Genomic DNA, 18096 nt, shown 5'->3' with positions numbered 1-18096 from the left:
CGCCGATCGATCACCGTACGCCGGCCGGGTCCGGCGGCGGCACTCCGTAGACTGGTACGGCCTCGATGATCGTCCCACCCTAAGGAGCCGTCCCGCGTGACCGTCCAGCCCATCCGTCTGTTCGGGGATCCGGTGCTGCGCACGCCGGCCGACCCGGTGGTCGACTTCGACGTCGAGCTGCGCCGGCTCATCGCCGACCTGACCGACACCATGCGTGAGCAGAACGGCGCCGGCCTGGCCGCGCCGCAGCTCGGGGTGGGTCTGCGGGTGTTCACCTTCGACGTCGACGACGTCCTCGGCCACCTGGTCAATCCGGTACTCGAGTTCCCCGACGAGGAGGAGCAGGACGGCCCGGAGGGCTGCCTCTCCATCCCCGGGCTCTACTTCGACACCAAGCGCCGGCAGAACGTGATCGCCAAGGGCTTCAACGGCTACGGCGACCCGATGCAGATCGTCGGCACCGGGCTGATGGCCCGCTGCGTGCAGCACGAGACCGACCACCTCGACGGCGTGCTCTTCGTCGACCGGCTCGACCAGGCCGGGCGCAAGGAGGCGATGAAGGCGATCCGCCAGGCGGAGTGGTACGACCCTGCCGCACCGCCGGTGGTCAAGCTCAACCCGCACGGCTCGGCCGGCAGCCCCTTCGGCCTGGGTGGGTGATCGTCCGATGCGTGTGATCTTCGCCGGCACACCGGCCGTCGCGGTCCCGTCAGTGGCCGCCGTCGCCGCCTCCCGGCACGAGTTGGTGGCCGTGGTCACCCGTCCCGACGCGCCCGCCGGGCGCGGGCGGGGCCTGTCCCGATCTCCGGTCGGGGCATGGGCGGACGAGCACGGCGTCGAAGTGCTCACGCCGGCCCGTCCCCGCGAGCCCGAGTTCCTGGCCCGTCTGCGCGAGCTCGCGCCGGACTGCGTGCCCGTGGTCGCGTACGGGGCGCTGGTTCCGCCGGCCGCGCTGGAGATCCCCCGGCACGGCTGGGTCAACCTGCATTTCTCCCTGCTGCCGGCCTGGCGTGGCGCGGCGCCCGTGCAGCACGCCGTGCTGCACGGCGACGAGCTGACCGGGGCCAGCGTCTTCCAGCTCGAGGAAGGGCTGGACACCGGACCGGTCTACGGCACGCTGACCGACGAGATCCGCCCGACCGACACCTCGGGTGACCTGCTCGATCGGCTCGCCGTTTCCGGATCGGGTCTGCTCGTCGCGGTGCTCGACGCGATCGAGGACGGCAGTGCCCGGGCCGAACCGCAGCCGGCCGACGGGGTCTCGCTGGCCCCGAAGCTGACCGTGGACGACGCCCGGGTGCGCTGGACCGACCCGGCCTTCGCGGTGGACCGGCGGGTCCGCGCCTGCACCCCGGCGCCCGGCCCGTGGAGCACGTTCCGCGGCGAGCGGATCAAGCTGGGCCCGGTCGTTCCGGTGCCGGACGCCCCCGCGCTCAAGCCCGGTGAGCTGCTTGTCGAGAAGTCGCGCGTGCTCGTCGGCACCGCCACCACCCCGGTACGGCTGGGCGAGGTGCGGGCCGCGGGCAAGCGGGCCATGCCAGCGACCGACTGGGCACGCGGTGCCCGGGTCGCGGCCGGAGAGGACCTAGCATGAGCAGCCCCGGACCGGTACGCGACGAGGGTTCGCCCGACGAGCGGTCGGACCTCCGCCCGGCCAGCCCCGGCGATGGCCAGTGGGGCGCACGCGGTCGACGTGACCGGCCCGCCGGCGGGCGACCGGCCCCGGGCGGGCGCTGGTCCGCGCGTGCCGGCACGGACCGGCGCGCCGGCCGCGGTGGCCGGCCGGCCGTGGACCGCCCGCGGCAGGCCGCGTACGAGGCGGTCGCCGCGGTGCACCGGGACGACGCGTTCGCCAACCTGGTCCTGCCGGCCATCCTCCGCGAGGAGGGGCTGGTCGGCCGGGACGCGGCGTTCGCCACCGAACTGACGTACGGCACGCTGCGCCACCTCGGCACCCTGGACGCGATCCTGACCGCGGCAGCCGGGCGGGACGTGCAGCGGATCGACCCGCCGGTGCGGGACGCGCTGCGCCTCGGGGCGTACCAGCTGCTGCACACCCGGGTGCCGGCGCACGCGGCGGTCTCCTCCACGGTCGACCTGGTCCGCATGGTCGGGCCGGGCGCCACCGGCTTCGCCAACGCGGTGCTGCGGGAGGTCGCCGAGCGGGACGCCGACGCCTGGGTGCAGCGGCTCGCACCGAGCATGGAGAGCGACCCGATCGGGCACCTGGCGCTCGCCTACAGCCACCCGCAGTGGGTGGTGCGGGCGTTCGCCGAGGCGCTGGGCGGTGACCTCGGTGAGACGACCCGGCTGCTGATCGAGGACAACGAGCGGCCGCCGGTGCACCTGTGCGCCCGCCCGGGGCGTGTCGACGCGGTGGAGCTGGCCGACGAGGTCGGTGGCGCGCCGGGCGCCTTCTCGCCGTACGCCGTGTACCTGAGCGGCGGCGCCCCCGGTGACCTGGCGGCGGTGGCCGACGGGCGGGCCCACGTGCAGGACGAGGGCTCCCAGCTGGTGGCGACCGCGTTGACGCTCGCGCCGCTGGACGGCCCGGACGGTCGCTGGCTCGACCTCTGCGCCGGGCCGGGCGGCAAGGCCGGCCTGCTCGGCGCCATCGCCGCCGAGCGCGGTGCCCGGTTGACCGCCGTCGAGGTGGCCGAGCACCGGGCCCGGCTGGTCGCCCAGGCCACCCGGGATCTGCCGGTGACCGTGCTGCACACGGACGGCCGTACCGTCGGGCAGGACCCGAAGCTGCCGGAGGAGCACTTCGACCGGGTCCTGGTCGACGCTCCCTGCACCGGCCTGGGTTCGTTGCGGCGTCGCCCGGAGTCCCGCTGGCGCCGGCAACCGTCGGATCTCTCCGCGCTGACCCGGCTGCAGCGCGAGCTGCTCGGGGCGGCGCTGCGTGCGGTACGCCCCGGCGGCGTCGTCGCCTACGTCACCTGCTCGCCGCACACGGTGGAGACGCACGTGACGGTGACCGAGGCGGCCCGCCGTTCCGGTGTCCCGGTCGACTTCGTCGACGCCCGCCCGCTGCTGCCGGCCGGCATGCCGGGGCTGGGTGACGGCCCGACCGTGCAGTTGTGGCCGCACCGGCACGGCACCGACGCGATGTTCCTGGCCGTCCTCCGCCGCGGCTGACCCGCCGCGCACCTCCACGGCGGCTCCGCCGCCGCCTCTCTCCCGGCGCGCACCTGCACGGCGCGCACACCTGCACGGCGCGCACCCGGCGCGCACTTTCACGGAAAGAGTGGCCTCCGCATCCGCGAAGGCCACTCTTTCCGTGAAATAGGCCGGTGCCGGGTGGGGACGGCAGCGGTCAGCGGACCGGGAGGCCCTTGTTGCCGGCGCCCTTCATCGAGCGGGTGAGGGCGCGGTCACTGACCCAGAGGAAGCACTGCACGCCACGGTTGCCGTTCTTCCAGGCTTCCTCGAACGGGTGGTAGAAGATCGTCCCGGCCCGATACTGCATGTCGGAGTCGTTCGGCACCTTGACGTACGAGGCGATCAGCTTCCGGCACGCCTTGTGCGCGTTGAGGGTGGTGCCGGTGAACTCGTCGTAGCTGATGTCCGGCGCCTGGTAGACGCCGACGAACTCGGCGTGGTGCTTGGCGGTGCAGGCCTTCGGGACCATCTCCTCGATCTCCTCCTTGACCAGCTTCGGGTCGAAGCAGCCGTACGCCAGCTTGGAGGTGCCCTTCAGGGCGCCTCGCAGGCTCCCCGAGCGGACGTCGATGTCAGGCTTGTCGAGGCTCGCGATCTCGCTGACGTCGCACCGGAACCACCGGGCCCCGCCGGTCCACGCATCGGGTGACGGGAAGACCACGTCGACGTTGAGCCGGCCGGAGCGCCAGTCGGCGCCGACCGCCTTGTTGACCTCCCGGTCGCATTCGGTGCGGGCGGCGCGCATGCCCACCGAGCCGGTCGGTGGCGGCGTGCTCCGCTTCGCGCCCGCACCGGTGAGCGTGCCGACGTGCAGCGTCTCCGTCCGGTGCGACTCGCCGCACTCGACGGGGTTGTAGGCGCTGAGATAGCCGACGTCCTGGATGGCGAGGTGGCAGACTCCCGGCTCGGGGACGAACGCCTCGGCCGCGGCGAACGTGGGCCAGTCATCGGTGAGTTCCGTGTCGAGACCGGCCGGGGCGCACCCGGCGAGTCCCAGTACCGCCACCGTGCTCACCACGGCCGCCGTCCACCACCGTCGCATCCGCCGACCTCCCCGCCGACCGTGGTCACACCCACCGGCGATCATCGACCGGTTGCGCCACGGCGCAGGAGCATACGGCACCGGCACTCAGATCGCTGGTGATCCCTGTGGCCCCACCCCGCGCATCGACCGGGTGAGCCGATCGGCGCGCCGCGCAGACTGGCGGCGCGGATGGTCGGGCGGGTGTTGTCGATGCTGTTGGTACCGCTCAGCGGAACCAGCGGGCGCCGCCCGTGCACGCCGCCTCGGACGGGAGTGCGACGTTCGGCGTCACCCGGGCGGCGTGCCAGTGGCCGCCGAGCACCTCCCGCGCCCGCTGGTCGCACTCGGCCCGCGCTCCGCGCGGCGCCGGGGAGCCGTGCTGGCGGTGGGCGGCCGCGGCGTTCGTACACTTGCCCGGTGACCGTACCGCCGCCGATCGTCGCGCCGAGCATCCTCGCCGCCGATTTCGCCCACCTCGCCGATGAGGTCCGTGCCGTCGAGGGTGCCGCCGACTGGCTGCACGTCGACGTCATGGACAACCACTTCGTGCCGAACCTGACCATCGGGCTGCCGGTGGTGCAGAGCCTCCGGGCGGCCACCGAACTGCCGTTCGACGTACACCTGATGATCGAGGATCCGCGACGGTGGGCACCCGGCTACGCCGACGCCGGGGCGTACAACGTCACCTTCCACGCCGAGGCGTGCGACGACCCGGTGGCGCTGGCCAAGGACCTGCGCTCGGCCGGGGCGAAGGCCGGGCTGGCGATCGACCGGGACACCCCGATCGAGCCGTACCTCGACCTGCTGCCGAGTTTCGACACCCTGCTGATCATGACGATCAAGGCCGGTTTCGGCGGGCAGCGTTTCATTCCGCAACTGCTGGAGAAGGTGCGCGCCGCCCGCCGGCACGTCGCCGCCGGGCACCTGGAACTGCGCATCGAGGTCGACGGCGGGATCGCCGCCGACACCATCGAGCAGGCCGCCGCGGCCGGGGCCGACGCCTTCGTGGCCGGCACCGCGGTCTACGGCGCCGACGATCCCGCCGAGGCCGTACGCCGGCTGCGGGCCCTCGCGGAACGCGCGACCTCCGGGGCCTGACGTGGACACGGCGGAGGAGCGACCGGACGTCATCCTCGTCGTCGACGATGACGAGGACATCGCACGCTTCGTCGAGTTCAACCTCCGGTTGCACGGCTTCGAGGTGATCCACGCCGCGGACGGCCAGGAGGCGCTCGAGGTGATCGAGCGGCAGCGGCCGGACCTCGCGGTGGTCGACCTGATGATGCCCCGGATCGACGGGCTCGAGCTGACCCGGCGGCTGCGCGCCGACCCGATGACCTCGGCGCTGCCGGTGATCATGCTGACGGCCAAGGGGATGACCGTCGACAAGGTGCACGGCCTCAGCGCGGGCGCCGACGACTACCTGGTCAAGCCGTTCGACACCGCCGAGCTGGTGGCCCGGGTCAGCTCCACCCTGCGCCGCAACAAGGAGTTCCGCGAGGTCTCGCCGCTGACCGGCCTGCCGGGAAACAGCCGGATCCGGCGGGAGATCTCCGACCGGGTACGCAGCGGCGCCGACTACGCCGTCGGATACATCGACATCGACCGGTTCAAGAGCGTCAACGACCGGTACGGCTTCGTCCGTGGCGACGACTTCATCTCGGCCCTGGCGCGCAGCGTGCACCGGGCAGTGGTCTCCGTCGGGCTGCCGCCGGCGTTCCTCGGTCACGTCGGCGGCGACGACTTCGTCATCGTTTGCGCCCCGGACCAGATCCGGCCGCTGACCTCGCAGGCCGTGGTGGATTTCGAGAAGGCGGCCGACTCGCTCTACGACCCGATCGACCGGGAGCGTGGCTACGTCGAGCTCAAGGACCGGCGGGGCAACATCCGCCGGGCCGCGCTGGTCACCCTCTCGATCGGCGTCTCCCTCTCCGACGCCGGCAGACGCTTCACCGACCCGCTCGAGGTCATCGCGGTCGCCAGCGAGATGAAGTCGGTGGCCAAGAGCCAACCCGGGTCGTACGTGGCGGTCGACCGGCGCCGTGGGGTCACCTGAGCCGGCCCAGCCCGGTGTGAACTACCTCGCGCAGGTGGCGGCGGCAGCCGCTCGGCGTGTAAGACTTCCCTGTACCCACCACGCGCTGGCGGGACTCGGTGAAATTCCGAACCGGCGGTGATCCACGGCGAGACCGTGGTCAGCCCGCGACCCGGTCGGCTCTGCCGCCCGGTGGACCTGGTGTGAATCCAGGGCCGACGGTTGGGAGCGGGACATCCCGCCCCCAGACAGTCCGGATGGGAGACAGCGCGCGGGACGGACGGGTGTGCCCGGCCGCCGATCTCGGCGTGCCGTGTCACCCCTGCGGGTCGGCTGCGCCGTACCCGGATCTCCGCCGCCGCACGCCCGCGGCCCGATGCCGCCTCCCGACCCCGCCCGCGCGCCAACGGCGAGCGAGAAGGCAGGGACAAGGCGAATGGCGAGCGTCTCCGTCGACGAGGCGATGCGTCGTGCGATCGAACTCGGTGCGCGTGGACTCGGCACCACCAGCCCCAATCCGGTGGTCGGGTGCGTGCTGCTCGACGCGGACGGCGAGGTCGTCGGTGAAGGTTTCCACGCGTACGCGGGCGGCCCGCACGCCGAGATCGTCGCGCTCGCGCAGGCCGGCGAACGCGCCCGGGGCGGCACCGCGGTGGTCACGCTGGAGCCCTGCGACCACACCGGTCGCACCGGCCCCTGCAGTCTCGCGCTCATCCAGGCCGGGGTCGCCCGGGTGGTGATCGCCGTGCCCGATCCGAACCCGGTGGCCTCGGGCGGCGCCGCCACCCTGCGCGCCGCCGGCGTCCGGGTCGACCTGGGCGTACGCACCAACGAGGCGGAGGCCGGCAACATCGCCTGGCTGACCTCGATGCGCCGGGGCTGGCCGTACGTGACCTGGAAGTACGCCGCGACGCTGGACGGGCGGTCGGCGGCGGCCGACGGCACCAGCATGTGGATCACCTCGGAGGCCGCCCGGATCGACGTGCACGCGCTGCGTGGCACCGTCGACGCGGTCGTCGCCGGGGTGGGCACCGTACTCGCCGACGATCCCCGGCTCACCGCCCGGAACCTGCGCGACGGCAGCCTCGCCATCCGCCAGCCACTGCGGGTGGTGGTGGACAGCGAGGGACGTACCCCCGCCGACGCCCGGGTCCGCGACGGCGCGGCCCGGACCTGGATCGCCACCGTGGCGGAGGTCGGCGCCGGCAAGGACGGCCGGGTCGACCTGCCGGCGCTCCTCGCCGAGCTGCACCAGCGCGGCGTGCGGGCGGTCCTGCTGGAGGGCGGTCCCCGGCTGGCCGGTGCGTTCCTGGCGCAGGGGCTGGTCGACAAGATCGTCGGTTACGTCGCGCCCCGGCTGCTCGGCGCCGGACCGGCCGCGCTCATCGACGCGGGTGTGACGACCATCGCTGAGGCCATCGATCTTGAGTTGATCGACGTTACGCAGATCGGTCCGGATCTACGGATCACCGCGCTGCCCCGTAAGAGGGAGGGCTGACATGTTCACCGGCATCGTCGAAGAGCTGGGTGAGGTGGTCGCTGTGACGGCGACCGCGGGCGACTCGGCGCTGGTCGCCGTCCGCGGCCCGCTGGTCACCGAGGACGCCCGCCACGGTGACTCCATCTCCGTCAACGGCGTCTGCCTGACGGTCGTCGACGTCGACGAGGGAGTCTTCACGGCGGACGTGATGGGTGAGACCCTGCGCCGCTCCGCGCTCGGCACGCTGCGCCCCGGCGCCCCGCTGAACCTGGAGCGGGCCGCGACGCTGGGCAGCCGGCTCGGTGGGCACCTGGTGCAGGGGCACGTCGACGGAGTCGGCGAGGTGCTCTCCCGGGAGCCGGCGGAGCAGTGGGAGACGGTCCGTTTCCGGCTTCCCGCGCACCTGTCCCGGTACGTGGTGGAGAAGGGCTCGATCACGGTCGACGGTGTGTCCCTGACCGTGGCCGCCGTCGGCCCGGACTGGTTCTCGGTGGGGCTGATCCCCACGACGCTGAAGCTCACCACCCTCGGCGCACGCCAGGTGGGCGACCCGGTGAACCTCGAGGTGGACGTGGTGGCCAAGTACGTCGAGCGACTGCTCGGCGACCGGTTGGCCGCCGGCGAGCCCGCGACGCTGCCCGGCGTCTCGATCACCGGCCCCGACGGGGTCGGCTCACCCGGCAAGGTCGGCTGATGAGCGCGCGGGGTTCGCTGCTCGACGCGCGGGCGGCCGAGTACCGCAACTACGGCGCGTTCTGCGTCTGGGGCTTCGCCAGCCGGTGGCGTACGTCGCAGGCGCTGCGGCCGGTCCGCTCTTCGATCCCGTCCACCTACCCGGAGGCCGTGGCATGACCACCTTTGGCACCATCGAGCAGGCGATCGCGGACATCGCCGCGGGGCGGCCCGTCGTCGTGGTAGACGACGCCGACCGCGAGAACGAGGGCGATCTGATCTTCGCGGCCGAGCTGGCCACTCCGGAGCTGGTCGCGTTCATGGTCCGGCACACGTCCGGTTTCATCTGCGTACCGCTCGTCGAGAGCGAGGCCGACCGACTCGACCTGCCGCCGATGCACCACACCAACCAGGACCGGCGGGGCACCGCGTACACGGTGACCGTGGACGCCCGGGAGGGGGTCACCACCGGCATCTCGGCGGCCGACCGGGCACACACGATCCGGCTGCTCGCCAACCCGAGCACCGGGCCGGCCGACCTGGCCCGGCCGGGGCACGTGGTGCCGCTGCGGGCCCGGCAGGGCGGGGTGCTGCGCCGTCCCGGGCACACCGAGGCGGCCATCGACCTCACCCGGTTGGCCGGCCTGCACCCGGCCGGCGTGCTCTGCGAGATGGTCAACGACGACGGCACCATGATGCGGGTGCCGGACCTGGAGAAGTTCTCCGCCGAGCACTCGCTGACGATGATCACCATCGCCGACCTGATCGCGTACCGGCGGCGGACGGAGAAGCAGATCGAGCAGGTCGCCGACGCGCGGATGCCGACCCGGCACGGGGTCTTCCGGGCGATCGGGTACCGCAGCACGCACGACGCGGCCGAGCACGTCGCGATGGTGTACGGCGAGATCGGCGACGGGCAGGACGTCGTGGTCCGGGTGCACTCCGAGTGCCTCACCGGAGACGTCTTCGGCTCGCTGCGCTGCGACTGCGGTCCGCAGCTCGACGCCGCGCTGGCCCGGGTCGCCCGGGAGGGACGCGGAGTGGTGCTCTACATGCGCGGCCACGAGGGGCGGGGCATCGGACTGCTGCACAAGCTTCAGGCCTACCAGCTTCAGGACCTGGGCCGGGACACCGTGGACGCCAACCTGGACCTCGGCCTGCCGGCCGACGCCCGGGACTACGGCACCGGCGCGCAGATTCTCTACGACCTCGGGGTGCGGTCCATGCGGCTGCTCACCAACAACCCGGCGAAGCGGGCCGGGCTGGAGGGGTACGGCCTGACGATCACCGGCCGGGAACCGCTGCCGGTGCGTCCCCACCCGGAGAACGTGCGGTACCTGCGTACCAAGCGGGACCGGATGGGACACCTGTTGGAGTTGGACGACGTCACGGAGGCACCGGTCGGCAAGGTGCCTGCCGGTGACGAGATCGGAGCATAGACATGGCGGGATTCGGGGAGCCCACGACGGCGCCCGTCGACGCGGCCGGAATGACGGTGGGTGTGGTCGCCGCGCGTTGGCACGGCGAGTTGACCGACCACATGGTCGAACGGGCGGTCGCCGCCGCCGAGGCGTGCGGTGCCCGCGCGGTGGTCGCCCGGGTCGCCGGGTCGGTCGAGATCCCGGTGGTGGCTCAGGCCATGGCGCGGCGCTTCGACGTGGTGGTCGCGCTCGGCGTGGTGATCCGCGGCGCCACCGCCCACTTCGAGTACGTCTCCCGTTCGGTCACCGACGGGCTGACCCGGGTCGCGCTCGACGAGGGCAAGCCGGTCGCGCACGGTGTGCTCACCGTGGAGAACCTGGAGCAGGCCCGGGACCGGGCCGGCCTGCCCGGCTCGGCGGAGGACAAGGGCTGGGCGGCCACCGTCGCCGCGCTCGACGCGGCGCTGGCCGTCCGGTCGGTCGGCGCCGCCAACGGCCACCGGGTCGGTTTCACGGGCTGACCGGCCCGGCAACGCGCGTGCGGCGGCCTCGGGGGAACGATCACCCGGGGCCGCCGCTCGTCGCGTCCCGGTCGGCTCTGCCAGACTCGCGGGATGAGCCGGATCGAGTACGCCCGGCTGCCCGCCCTGCGGGTGGCGTACCGCGTCTGGGGCCCGGCCGACGGGCGGGCACTGGTCGCGCTGCACGGCGGTGGGACGACCGGCGCGACCTGGTCCGGGCTGGCCGGCGCACTCGACGGCGTCCGGACGTACGCCCCGGACCTGCGCGGTTTCGGGGCGACCGACCGTCCCGGCCGGTACGGGCTGGAGTTGATGCGCGACGACCTGCTGGCCTTCCTCGACACCGTCTCACTGCCCCGGGTCACGGTGCTCGGGCACTCCTCCGGCGCGGTGGCAGCCTACCTGCTCGCGCAGGCGCACCCGGAGCGGGTCGCCGCGCTGGTGCTGGCGGAGCCGCCACCACCGGTGCCGCTGGGCCTGCGGCTGCCCGACCGTCCCGCCGTGGACCCGCCGTACGACTGGGCGGCCCGGACGGCGGTGGTGGCCGAGTTGAACGACCCGCCTCCCGAGTGGTGGGAGAGGTTGACGCAGATCACGTCGCCGACGCTGCTGGTCTCCGGCGGGGCCACCAGCCATCTGCCGCAGCGTGAGCTGGCTCGGATGGCCGGCCGGATTCCCACCGCCCGGCTGGTCCGGATCGACGGCGGGCACGCGGTGCACACCGCCCGCCCGGCTGAGTTCCGCGAAGTGGTGCGGGATTTCCTCGCGTCGACGGCGGGCTGACACCGGACAGGTCCGAGCCGCCGGGCGCGGGGACGTCAGGAAAACGCCGTGCGTCGACCCGGGGCACGCCAACGGTTCGGGAAGCTGGAACAATCGCGGCGTGAAGACGTTCGAGGAGTTGTTCGCCGAGCTGCAGGCCAAGGCCGCCGCCGGCACTCCCGGCTCGGGCACCGTCGCCGCGCTCGAGCGGGGCGTGCACTTCATCGGCAAGAAGGTCGTCGAGGAGGCGGCCGAGTCGTGGATGGCCGCCGAGCACGAGGGCCGGGAGCGGGCCGCCGAGGAGATCTCCCAGCTGCTCTACCAGACCCAGGTGCTGATGCTCGCCACCGGTCTCGAACTGAAGGACGTCTACCGACATCTGTGAGTGCGTCCCGTCGTCGACCGGAACCGACTGCTAGGAGCACTCCGTCATGCTGCGTGTCGCCATTCCCAACAAGGGCACCCTCGCCGAGCCGGCCGCCCAGATGCTGCGCGAGGCGGGCTACCGCCAGCGCACCGACCCGAAGGACCTGGTCTGCCGGGACGAGCCCAACGACATCGAGTTCTTCTACCTGCGCCCGAAGGACATCGCCACCTACGTCGGCTCCGGTGACCTGGACCTCGGCATCACCGGCCGGGACCTGCTCATCGACTCGGGCGCGGTGGCCGAGGAGGTGATGGACCTCGCCTTCGGCCAGGCCACCTTCCGGTTCGCCGCCCGCCCCGAGGACATCGACTCCGTGCAGGACCTGGGCGGGCACCGGGTCGCCACCGCGTACCCGGGGCTGGTCCAGCGGCACCTCAGCGAGCTGGACGTGAAGGCCGACGTGATCCGGCTCGACGGCGCGGTGGAGAACGCCGTACGGCTGGGGGTCGCCGACGTGGTGGCGGACGTGGTCGAGACCGGTGCGACCCTGCGCCAGGCCGGCCTCGTCGTCTTCGGCGAGCCGCTGCTGCGCTCGTCGGCGGTGCTCGTACGCCAAGCCGGCGCCGCCGCGCACCCGCAGGCCGAGCAGCTGCTGCGCCGTCTGCACGGGGTGCTGGTGGCCCGCCGCTACGTGATGCTCGCGTACGACGTGCCGGCCGGTCTGCTGGACCGGGCGAGCTCGCTCACCCCGGGCATCGAATCGCCGACCGTGTCACCGTTGCACCGGGAGGGCTGGGTCGCGGTGCAGGCGATGGTGCTCCGCGACGACGTACACCGGATCATGGACGAGCTCTACGAGCTCGGCGCCCGGGCGATCCTCGTCACCAACATCCACGCCTGTCGGCTGTGACCGCGACGCCTCCGGCGGCCCTGCCGGAGCCGACCCCGTCCTGGCCGGCACCCGGCGCGGCGTCGCCGCCGGCGCAGCCCGGTCCACGGTCGCCCGGTCCGGAGCCCGTGCCGCCGGCCGGGTCCGGTTCGGCACCGGCCGTCCCGGGCGTCGCGTCGTCGCGACCGGTCCCGCCGGCCACGAGGCCGCTGCCGGTGTGGGTGGCCCTCTCCCTCGTGGCCGTCGCCGGTGTCGCGTCGGCGGCGCAGGGCGCGGCCAACGGTGAGTTGGGCGTCCGGGTCGGCGCGCCGACCCTTGCCGCGGTGGTCAACAACCTCGGCGGCACCCTGCTGGTGGCGCTCGGGTTGGTGGTCCTGCCGTCGATGCGTACCGGGCTCGCCGCGCTGCGCCGGGCGCGGCTGCCCTGGTGGTCCTACCTGGGTGGGTTGGGGGGCGCGGCGATCGTGGTGCTCGGCGCGTACGTGGTGCCCGTGCTCGGCGTCGCCGTCTTCACCATCGCCCAGGTCGCCGGCGGAAGCCTGGGCGGGTTGGCGGTGGACCGGGCCGGCCTCGCCCCGGTCGGCCGGCTGGCGCTCACCGGGCCCCGGATCGCCGGCGGGCTGCTCGGCGTGGCGGCGGTGGCGCTGGCCCAGGTCGGTCAGCCGGTGGGGGAGCTGGCCGTCGGGCTGGTCCTGCTCGCGGTCGCCGGTGGGGTCGGGGTGGCGCTGCAGTCCGCGTTGAACGGTCGGGTCTCCGCGGCCGGCTCAGCCGCCGCCGGCGTGGCGGTCAACTTCGTGGTCAGCACGCCGGCGGTGCTGCTGGTGGCGGCCGTCGCCGGCGCGCTCACCGCACCGCCCGCCAGCTGGCCGGACGCCTGGTACCTCTACACGGGCGGCCTGCTGGGCGTGGGCATCGTGGCCGGCCTGGTGGTCGGGGTCCGCTCTGCGGGGGTGCTGCGCACCGGACTGGCCCTGGTGGCCGGTCAGCTCGGCGGGGCGTTGCTGCTGGACGAGTTCCTGCCCGGCGGCCCCGGCGCCAAGCCCGCCGTGCTGGTCGGGGCCGGGCTGACCCTGCTCGCGGTCGTCGTCGCAGGTCGCCGCACCCGCCGGCGCTGAGGCCGCGGTAGCCGTCGCCGAGGTCTGTTGCGTGGCCGAGCCGTCCTCGTCGCGGCCCTGTCGAGCGGCCCCGGATCTGAGCCCTACGCGTCGCCGAGCCCGGTTTCGCTCCCCCTTCCGATCGTCGTACGTCGGCCGGGGCGGCCGTCCTCCCGGCCGTCGCCGGCGGCTGAGCCGGCCGTCGTGCCGTCCCATCGTCCCGGCAACCGCGCCGGCTCGCACCGGCCACCGTCCGGGCCGTCGTGGGCGTGGGCAGCGTGGCGGCGGCGGACGTGCCGGAGGCGGGTGGCAGACTGGTGGGGTGAGCGAACCCGAGCTGATCCGTCTGCGGCCCCGGCGCATCCGGGTGATCTGCTGGGCATCCGCGGCCGTCCTGCTGATGGTCTTCTCCGTGGTGGCGACTTCCCTGCACGGCCCGACCGGGGACGGCTACGGCACCTTCCAGCGTGGCGACCAGCTCGCCATGGTCGGTCTCGGCATCTTCGGCGCGCTCGGCATCCTGCTGTTCACCCGCCCCCGGGTGGAGGCCGACGCGCGGGGTGTCCGGGTGCGCAACCTGGTCGGGTCGTACGAGCTGCCGTGGGAGGTCGTACGCGGCATCCGCTTCGACCGGGGCGCGCCCTGGGCCAGCCTGGAGCTGCACGACGACGACCTGATGCCGATGGTCGCCCTCCAGGCCGCCGACAAGGAGCTGGCCGTCGAGGGGGTACGGGCGTTGCGTCGCCTGCACCAGGCACACCTGGCCCGCCTGACCCAGAGCGCCCCCAACCACTAGCCCCTTCCCCACCCCCACGGGCGATGGCCACTCTTTCCCGGAAAGAGTGGCCATTCTGCGCGGAATGGGCGCTCTTTCCGGGAAAGAGTGGGGGGTCCGCGGGGTGGTTTGGGTGGAGGTGTGGGGAGGGTGTAGTGTTGTCGAGTCGACCAGGCTGTCCGCATAGATCGGGCGGTCATGAAAGTGGAGCGCCTGCTCCCACCCGAGTCGCCGCGACGGTGGCCGGGTCCGGTCACCGGTTCCGGGCATGTCCCGGCGCCGGATGCGCGATCATTTGATCGTGCCGACCGGTCGAGCAGGCCCTGGCATCTGCCGGGGCCTTCTGCTTTCCGGGTCGGCTCCCGCCCGGGAGCCGCAGGGTCGGCACCTAGCAAATACTCGACTCGAGGAGGCCCCATCAGCGTCGAACCACGCGTGAACGAGCAGATCCGGGCACGTGAGGTCCGACTGGTCGGCCCCGAGGGTGAGCAGGTGGGCATCGTCCCACTGGAGCGCGCCCTTCAGCTGGCCGCGGACGTCGATCTGGACCTGGTCGAGGTTGCGCCGATGGCGCGCCCGCCGGTGTGCAAGCTCATGGACTTCGGCAAGTTCAAGTACGAGAGCGCACTGAAGGCGCGCGAAGCGCGGCGTAACCAGCAGCAGACCGTCATCAAGGAGATGAAGCTCCGGCCGAAGATCGATCCGCACGACTACGAGACCAAGAAGGGTCACGTGGTGCGGTTCCTCAAGGCCGGCGACAAGGTCAAGGTGACGATCATGTTCCGCGGTCGCGAGCAGAGTCGGCCGGAGCTGGGTTACCGGCTCCTGCGTCGGCTCGAGTCGGAGATCTCGGAGCTGGGGTACGTCGAGGCCGCTCCGAAGCAGGACGGCCGAAACATGATCATGGTGCTCGCGCCGCACCGCGCCACCAAGGCAGCCGCGGTCGCCGCGACCGCCTCCCGTGGCGGCGCGCCCCGGGAGCGGGCCGAAGGGTCTGCCACCCCCGAGGCCGGCGAGACCGCAGCAGCCGGTGAGACCGGCGCAGTCGCCGACAACAGCGGCGAGTAACAGGGGAGAAGACGTTCCACATGCCGAAGATGAAGAGCCACACGGGTATGGGCAAGCGGGTCAAGGTGACCGGCAAGGGCAAGATCGTTGCCCAGCAGGCCGGCCTCCGGCACAACCTGGAGAAGAAGCCCTCCACCCAGACCCGCCGGCTGACCGGCACCGTCGTGCTGGCCAAGGCCGACGTGAAGCGCATCAAGAAGCTGCTCGGCCGCTGACGCGCGCCACCCGACGTAAGAAGGAGTTGAGATGGCACGGGTCAAGCGGGCTGTGAACGCCCAGAAGAAGCGCCGTACCCTGCTGGAGACCGCGAGCGGCTACCGCGGTCAGCGCTCCCGCCTCTACCGCAAGGCCAAGGAGCAGGTGCTGCACTCGATGCAGTACTCCTACCGGGACCGTCGCGACCGCAAGGGCGACTTCCGGCAGCTCTGGATCCAGCGGATCAACGCGGGCGCCCGCGCCAACGGGATGACCTACAACCGCCTGATCCAGGGCCTCAAGCTGGCCGGCATCGAGGTCGACCGGAAGATCCTGGCCGACCTGGCCGTCAACGACGCCGCCGCGTTCGCGGCGATCGTCGAGGTGGCCCGGGCCGCGGTCGCGGCCGAGGGCACCGGCGGTGCGGCGGCTCAGGCCGCCTGATCCCCTGCGTCTGAGGCGCCCCTCGTCGACCCCGACGGGGGGCGCCTCGCTGCAAGGATCGAGGAGAAGATGCTCTTCACCCCGCGTACGCCCCGGGTGGTCGCCGCCCGCCGGCTGCACCGGCGCCGCGACCGCGAAGCCACCGGCCGCTTCCTCGCCGAGGGCCCGCAGGCCGTGCGCGAGGCGCTCGCCGTTCCCGGCGTGGTCACCGAGCTGTTCGGCACCCCGGCCGCCCTCGACCGGTACGCCGAGTTGGCGGCCCTGGCCGCCGGCGGCGACGTGCCGGTCTCCGAGGTGACCGACGACGCGCTCGTCGCGCTCGCCGAGACGGTGGCCCCGCAGGGCCTGGTGGCCGTCTGCCGGCACCTCGACGTGCCGCTGGACCGGGCCCTCGACCGTCGGCCCGGGCTGGTCGCGGTGCTCGCCGAGATCCGCGACCCGGGTAACGCCGGCACGGTGCTGCGCACCGCCGACGCGGCGGGGGCCGGCACTGTGGTGTTCGCCGGGGACGCCGTCGACCCGTACAACGGCAAGTGCGTGCGCGCCTCCGCGGGCAGCCTGTTCCACGTCGACGTGGTCCGCGCCGACGATCCGGTCGAGGTGGTCGCCGTGTTGCGTGCCGCCGGGTTCGCGGTGCTCGCCACCACCGGCTACGGCGAGGAGGACCTCGACGACCTGGCCGACGCGGGCCGGCTTGCCGTGCCCACCGCCTGGCTGTTCGGCTCCGAGGCGCACGGGCTGCCGCAGGCACTCACCGAGGCCGCCGACGCCCGGGTCCGGGTGCCGCTGCACGGGCGCGCCGAGAGCCTGAACCTGGCTGCGGCTGCGGCCGTCTGCCTGTACTCTTCAGCGAAAGCACAGCGCCGACCGGGCTCCGGTCGCGCGGACGTCACGACCGGGGAGACCAGCCGTCCATGAACGCGCCACGGCGTTCGTTTAGCCAGCCCGCCGGTGCCGGCGGGCGGCGGGCCTGACACCTGCTCCCTGCGTAACTCCCACCGGCGGGCTGCGGCGAAGCCGCGCGTCCGTAGACTCGCTTAGCCACCCCCCGGAGGGTCGGCGCCGCCGTGAGGGAGTACCCGTACGCCATGACCTACCGCAACGATCCGTACGACCCGAAGCAGGTCGCCCTGCTCGACCCCGCCGCGCTTGTCGCGGCCGTGGCCGACGCCGAGAAGGCGTTCATCGCCGCCACCGATCCCGATGCGTTGACCGCGCTTCGCCCGGCGCATCTCGGTGACCGGGCGCCGGTGTCCCTGGCCCGCCGGGAGATCGGCGCGCTGCCGCCGGCCGCCAAGTCCGACGCAGGTAAGCGGGTCAACGAGGCCCGCCGTGCGATCGAGACCGCGTACGCGGCCCGGGCCGAGGCGCTGGAGCGCGAGCACGCCGAGCGGGTGCTGGTCGCCGAGCGCGTCGACGTGACGCTGCCGTACGACCGGCGGCCCCGCGGCGCGCGGCACCCGCTGAGCACGCTGATGGAGCAGATCAGCGACCTGTTCGTCGGGATGGGCTACGAGGTGGCCGAGGGGCCCGAGGTCGAGCTGGAGTGGGTCAACTTCGACGCGCTCAACATCCCCGCCGACCACCCGGCGCGCGGGCTGATGGACACGTTCTACGTCGACCCCGCGGACCGCTCGGGCCTGGTGCTGCGTACGCACACGTCGAACGTGCAGACCCGGACGATGCTCAGCCGTAAGCCGCCGATCTACGTGATCTGCCCCGGCCGGGTCTACCGCACCGACGAGGTGGACGCCACCCACAGCCCCGTCTTCCACCAGGCGGAGGGCCTGGTGGTGGACAAGGGCATCACCATGGCCCACCTGCGCGGCACGCTCGACCACTTCGCCAAGGCGATCTTCGGCCCGGACGCGAAGACCCGGTGGCGGCCGCACTACTTCCCGTTCACGGAGCCGTCGGCCGAGTTCGACGTGTGGTTCCCGGAGCACCGCGACGGCCCGCAGTGGGTCGAGTGGGGCGGCTGCGGGATGGTCAATCCCCGGGTGCTGCGCGCCTGCGGAATCGACCCGGAGGTCTACTCGGGCTTCGCGTTCGGCATGGGCATCGACCGGACCCTGATGGTCCGGCACGGAGTCAGCGACATCCGCCACCTCTTCGAGGGCGACGTCCGGTTCAGCCGGGCGCTCGGGACCGAGGCGTAGGCGATGCGGGCACGAGTTACGGAGA

Annotated in this window: 21 protein-coding genes, 1 pseudogene and 1 riboswitch; of the genes and pseudogenes, 20 read left to right on the top strand and 2 right to left on the bottom strand. The window is 73.2% G+C overall.

Annotated features, from left to right (window positions below; genetic code table 11):
* Positions 1-96 precede the first annotated feature (96 nt).
* Genes def through AB0F98_RS26765 form a run of 3 tightly spaced genes read left to right on the top strand, consistent with a single transcriptional unit; the run spans position 97 to position 3141 of the window.
* Complete coding sequence (gene def, locus AB0F98_RS26775; protein ID WP_357740613.1) at positions 97-660, top strand: peptide deformylase; 564 nt, start codon at positions 97-99, stop codon at positions 658-660.
* 7 nt (positions 661-667) lie between these two features.
* Positions 668-1594: a methionyl-tRNA formyltransferase gene (gene fmt / locus AB0F98_RS26770; protein WP_076472874.1), complete on the top strand. Its 927-nt coding sequence runs from the start codon at positions 668-670 to the stop codon at positions 1592-1594.
* Entirely contained in the window at positions 1591-3141 is a 1551-nt protein-coding gene (locus AB0F98_RS26765; RefSeq protein ID WP_357740610.1) for a transcription antitermination factor NusB, read from the top strand. Before fmt ends, AB0F98_RS26765 begins: the two co-directional genes overlap by 4 nt.
* Positions 3142-3319: 178 nt before the next feature.
* On the opposite strand, the gene AB0F98_RS26760 is transcribed toward AB0F98_RS26765, so the two are convergent.
* Complete coding sequence (locus AB0F98_RS26760; RefSeq protein WP_357740607.1) at positions 3320-4207, bottom strand: septum formation family protein; 888 nt, start codon at positions 4205-4207, stop codon at positions 3320-3322.
* A 208-nt stretch (positions 4208-4415) separates the two neighbouring features.
* A pseudogene (locus AB0F98_RS26755) lies at positions 4416-4526 on the bottom strand (hypothetical protein); the annotation flags it as partial.
* Positions 4527-4606: 80 nt separating this feature from the next.
* Between AB0F98_RS26755 and rpe the strand changes: the two are divergent.
* From rpe to pheS, 17 genes are all read left to right on the top strand, one after another.
* Positions 4607-5287 carry a ribulose-phosphate 3-epimerase gene (rpe, locus tag AB0F98_RS26750; RefSeq protein WP_076472938.1) on the top strand — a complete coding sequence of 227 codons (681 nt, stop codon included), beginning with the start codon at positions 4607-4609 and terminating at the stop codon, positions 5285-5287.
* A gap of 1 nt (position 5288) precedes the next feature.
* Complete coding sequence (locus AB0F98_RS26745; RefSeq protein ID WP_357740604.1) at positions 5289-6245, top strand: response regulator; 957 nt, start codon at positions 5289-5291, stop codon at positions 6243-6245.
* Positions 6246-6325: 80 nt separating this feature from the next.
* Positions 6326-6497, top strand: a riboswitch (FMN riboswitch).
* Between the two features lie 163 nt (positions 6498-6660).
* Positions 6661-7722, top strand: coding sequence for a bifunctional diaminohydroxyphosphoribosylaminopyrimidine deaminase/5-amino-6-(5-phosphoribosylamino)uracil reductase RibD (gene ribD, locus AB0F98_RS26740; protein WP_357740601.1), 1062 nt, complete (start codon positions 6661-6663; stop codon positions 7720-7722).
* Between the two features lies 1 nt (position 7723).
* Positions 7724-8398 carry a riboflavin synthase gene (locus tag AB0F98_RS26735; protein WP_357740598.1) on the top strand — a complete coding sequence of 225 codons (675 nt, stop codon included), beginning with the start codon at positions 7724-7726 and terminating at the stop codon, positions 8396-8398.
* Positions 8398-8556: a hypothetical protein gene (locus AB0F98_RS26730; protein WP_357740596.1), complete on the top strand. Its 159-nt coding sequence runs from the start codon at positions 8398-8400 to the stop codon at positions 8554-8556. The genes AB0F98_RS26735 and AB0F98_RS26730 overlap by 1 nt, the downstream gene beginning before the upstream one ends.
* Positions 8553-9815, top strand: a complete 1263-nt coding sequence (locus tag AB0F98_RS26725; protein ID WP_357740593.1) for a bifunctional 3,4-dihydroxy-2-butanone-4-phosphate synthase/GTP cyclohydrolase II — start codon at positions 8553-8555, stop codon at positions 9813-9815. Before AB0F98_RS26730 ends, AB0F98_RS26725 begins: the two co-directional genes overlap by 4 nt.
* 2 nt (positions 9816-9817) lie before the next feature.
* Positions 9818-10318 (top strand): 6,7-dimethyl-8-ribityllumazine synthase, encoded by a 501-nt coding sequence (ribH, locus tag AB0F98_RS26720; RefSeq protein WP_357740590.1) that lies wholly within the window; start codon positions 9818-9820, stop codon positions 10316-10318.
* A gap of 93 nt (positions 10319-10411) precedes the next feature.
* The gene (locus AB0F98_RS26715; protein WP_357740587.1) at positions 10412-11101 is read left to right on the top strand and encodes an alpha/beta hydrolase; all 690 of its coding nucleotides are present in this window, start codon (positions 10412-10414) and stop codon (positions 11099-11101) included.
* 100 nt (positions 11102-11201) lie between these two features.
* The gene (locus AB0F98_RS26710; protein WP_120331238.1) at positions 11202-11465 is read left to right on the top strand and encodes a phosphoribosyl-ATP diphosphatase; all 264 of its coding nucleotides are present in this window, start codon (positions 11202-11204) and stop codon (positions 11463-11465) included.
* Between the two features lie 46 nt (positions 11466-11511).
* Positions 11512-12357 (top strand): ATP phosphoribosyltransferase, encoded by an 846-nt coding sequence (hisG, locus tag AB0F98_RS26705; RefSeq protein ID WP_357740584.1) that lies wholly within the window; start codon positions 11512-11514, stop codon positions 12355-12357.
* A gap of 200 nt (positions 12358-12557) precedes the next feature.
* Positions 12558-13451: a DMT family transporter gene (locus AB0F98_RS26700; protein WP_357740581.1), complete on the top strand. Its 894-nt coding sequence runs from the start codon at positions 12558-12560 to the stop codon at positions 13449-13451.
* Between the two features lie 301 nt (positions 13452-13752).
* Positions 13753-14226, top strand: coding sequence for a PH domain-containing protein (locus AB0F98_RS26695; RefSeq protein ID WP_357740578.1), 474 nt, complete (start codon positions 13753-13755; stop codon positions 14224-14226).
* Positions 14227-14640: 414 nt separating this feature from the next.
* Positions 14641-15273 (top strand): translation initiation factor IF-3, encoded by a 633-nt coding sequence (gene infC / locus AB0F98_RS26690; protein WP_076472863.1) that lies wholly within the window; start codon positions 14641-14643, stop codon positions 15271-15273.
* A 20-nt stretch (positions 15274-15293) separates the two neighbouring features.
* The gene (rpmI, locus tag AB0F98_RS26685) at positions 15294-15488 is read left to right on the top strand and encodes a 50S ribosomal protein L35 (protein WP_007458415.1); all 195 of its coding nucleotides are present in this window, start codon (positions 15294-15296) and stop codon (positions 15486-15488) included.
* 31 nt (positions 15489-15519) lie between these two features.
* Complete coding sequence (gene rplT / locus AB0F98_RS26680) at positions 15520-15912, top strand: 50S ribosomal protein L20 (protein ID WP_355149756.1); 393 nt, start codon at positions 15520-15522, stop codon at positions 15910-15912.
* A 69-nt stretch (positions 15913-15981) separates the two neighbouring features.
* A complete protein-coding gene (locus AB0F98_RS26675) occupies positions 15982-16830 on the top strand; it encodes an RNA methyltransferase (protein ID WP_357740574.1) in 849 nt (282 codons plus the stop codon).
* 170 nt (positions 16831-17000) lie between these two features.
* Positions 17001-18071 (top strand): phenylalanine--tRNA ligase subunit alpha, encoded by a 1071-nt coding sequence (pheS, locus tag AB0F98_RS26670; RefSeq protein WP_357740760.1) that lies wholly within the window; start codon positions 17001-17003, stop codon positions 18069-18071.
* The last annotated feature ends 25 nt before the right edge of the window (positions 18072-18096 follow it).

The sequence above is a fragment of the Micromonospora sp. NPDC023737 genome (assembly GCF_040639715.1).
In the GTDB taxonomy this organism is placed as follows: Bacteria; Actinomycetota; Actinomycetes; order Mycobacteriales; family Micromonosporaceae; genus Micromonospora.
This window is presented reverse-complemented; position numbering and strand designations above follow the sequence as displayed.

Excerpts from the sequence above, each read along its gene's own strand:
- AB0F98_RS26765 (WP_357740610.1), top strand. The coding sequence starts at position 1,591 with ATGAGCAGCCCCGGACCGGTACGCGACGAGGGTTCGCCCGACGAGCGG.
- hisG (WP_357740584.1), top strand. The coding sequence starts at position 11,512 with ATGCTGCGTGTCGCCATTCCCAACAAGGGCACCCTCGCCGAGCCGGCC.
- pheS (WP_357740760.1), top strand. The coding sequence starts at position 17,001 with ATGACCTACCGCAACGATCCGTACGACCCGAAGCAGGTCGCCCTGCTC.
- rpmI (WP_007458415.1), top strand. The coding sequence starts at position 15,294 with ATGCCGAAGATGAAGAGCCACACGGGTATGGGCAAGCGGGTCAAGGTG.
- fmt (WP_076472874.1), top strand. The coding sequence starts at position 668 with ATGCGTGTGATCTTCGCCGGCACACCGGCCGTCGCGGTCCCGTCAGTG.
- AB0F98_RS26760 (WP_357740607.1), bottom strand. The coding sequence starts at position 4,207 with ATGCGACGGTGGTGGACGGCGGCCGTGGTGAGCACGGTGGCGGTACTG.
- AB0F98_RS26725 (WP_357740593.1), top strand. The coding sequence starts at position 8,553 with ATGACCACCTTTGGCACCATCGAGCAGGCGATCGCGGACATCGCCGCG.
- ribH (WP_357740590.1), top strand. The coding sequence starts at position 9,818 with ATGGCGGGATTCGGGGAGCCCACGACGGCGCCCGTCGACGCGGCCGGA.
- rplT (WP_355149756.1), top strand. The coding sequence starts at position 15,520 with ATGGCACGGGTCAAGCGGGCTGTGAACGCCCAGAAGAAGCGCCGTACC.
- AB0F98_RS26675 (WP_357740574.1), top strand. The coding sequence starts at position 15,982 with ATGCTCTTCACCCCGCGTACGCCCCGGGTGGTCGCCGCCCGCCGGCTG.
- AB0F98_RS26715 (WP_357740587.1), top strand. The coding sequence starts at position 10,412 with ATGAGCCGGATCGAGTACGCCCGGCTGCCCGCCCTGCGGGTGGCGTAC.
- ribD (WP_357740601.1), top strand. The coding sequence starts at position 6,661 with ATGGCGAGCGTCTCCGTCGACGAGGCGATGCGTCGTGCGATCGAACTC.
- AB0F98_RS26730 (WP_357740596.1), top strand. The coding sequence starts at position 8,398 with ATGAGCGCGCGGGGTTCGCTGCTCGACGCGCGGGCGGCCGAGTACCGC.
- AB0F98_RS26735 (WP_357740598.1), top strand. The coding sequence starts at position 7,724 with ATGTTCACCGGCATCGTCGAAGAGCTGGGTGAGGTGGTCGCTGTGACG.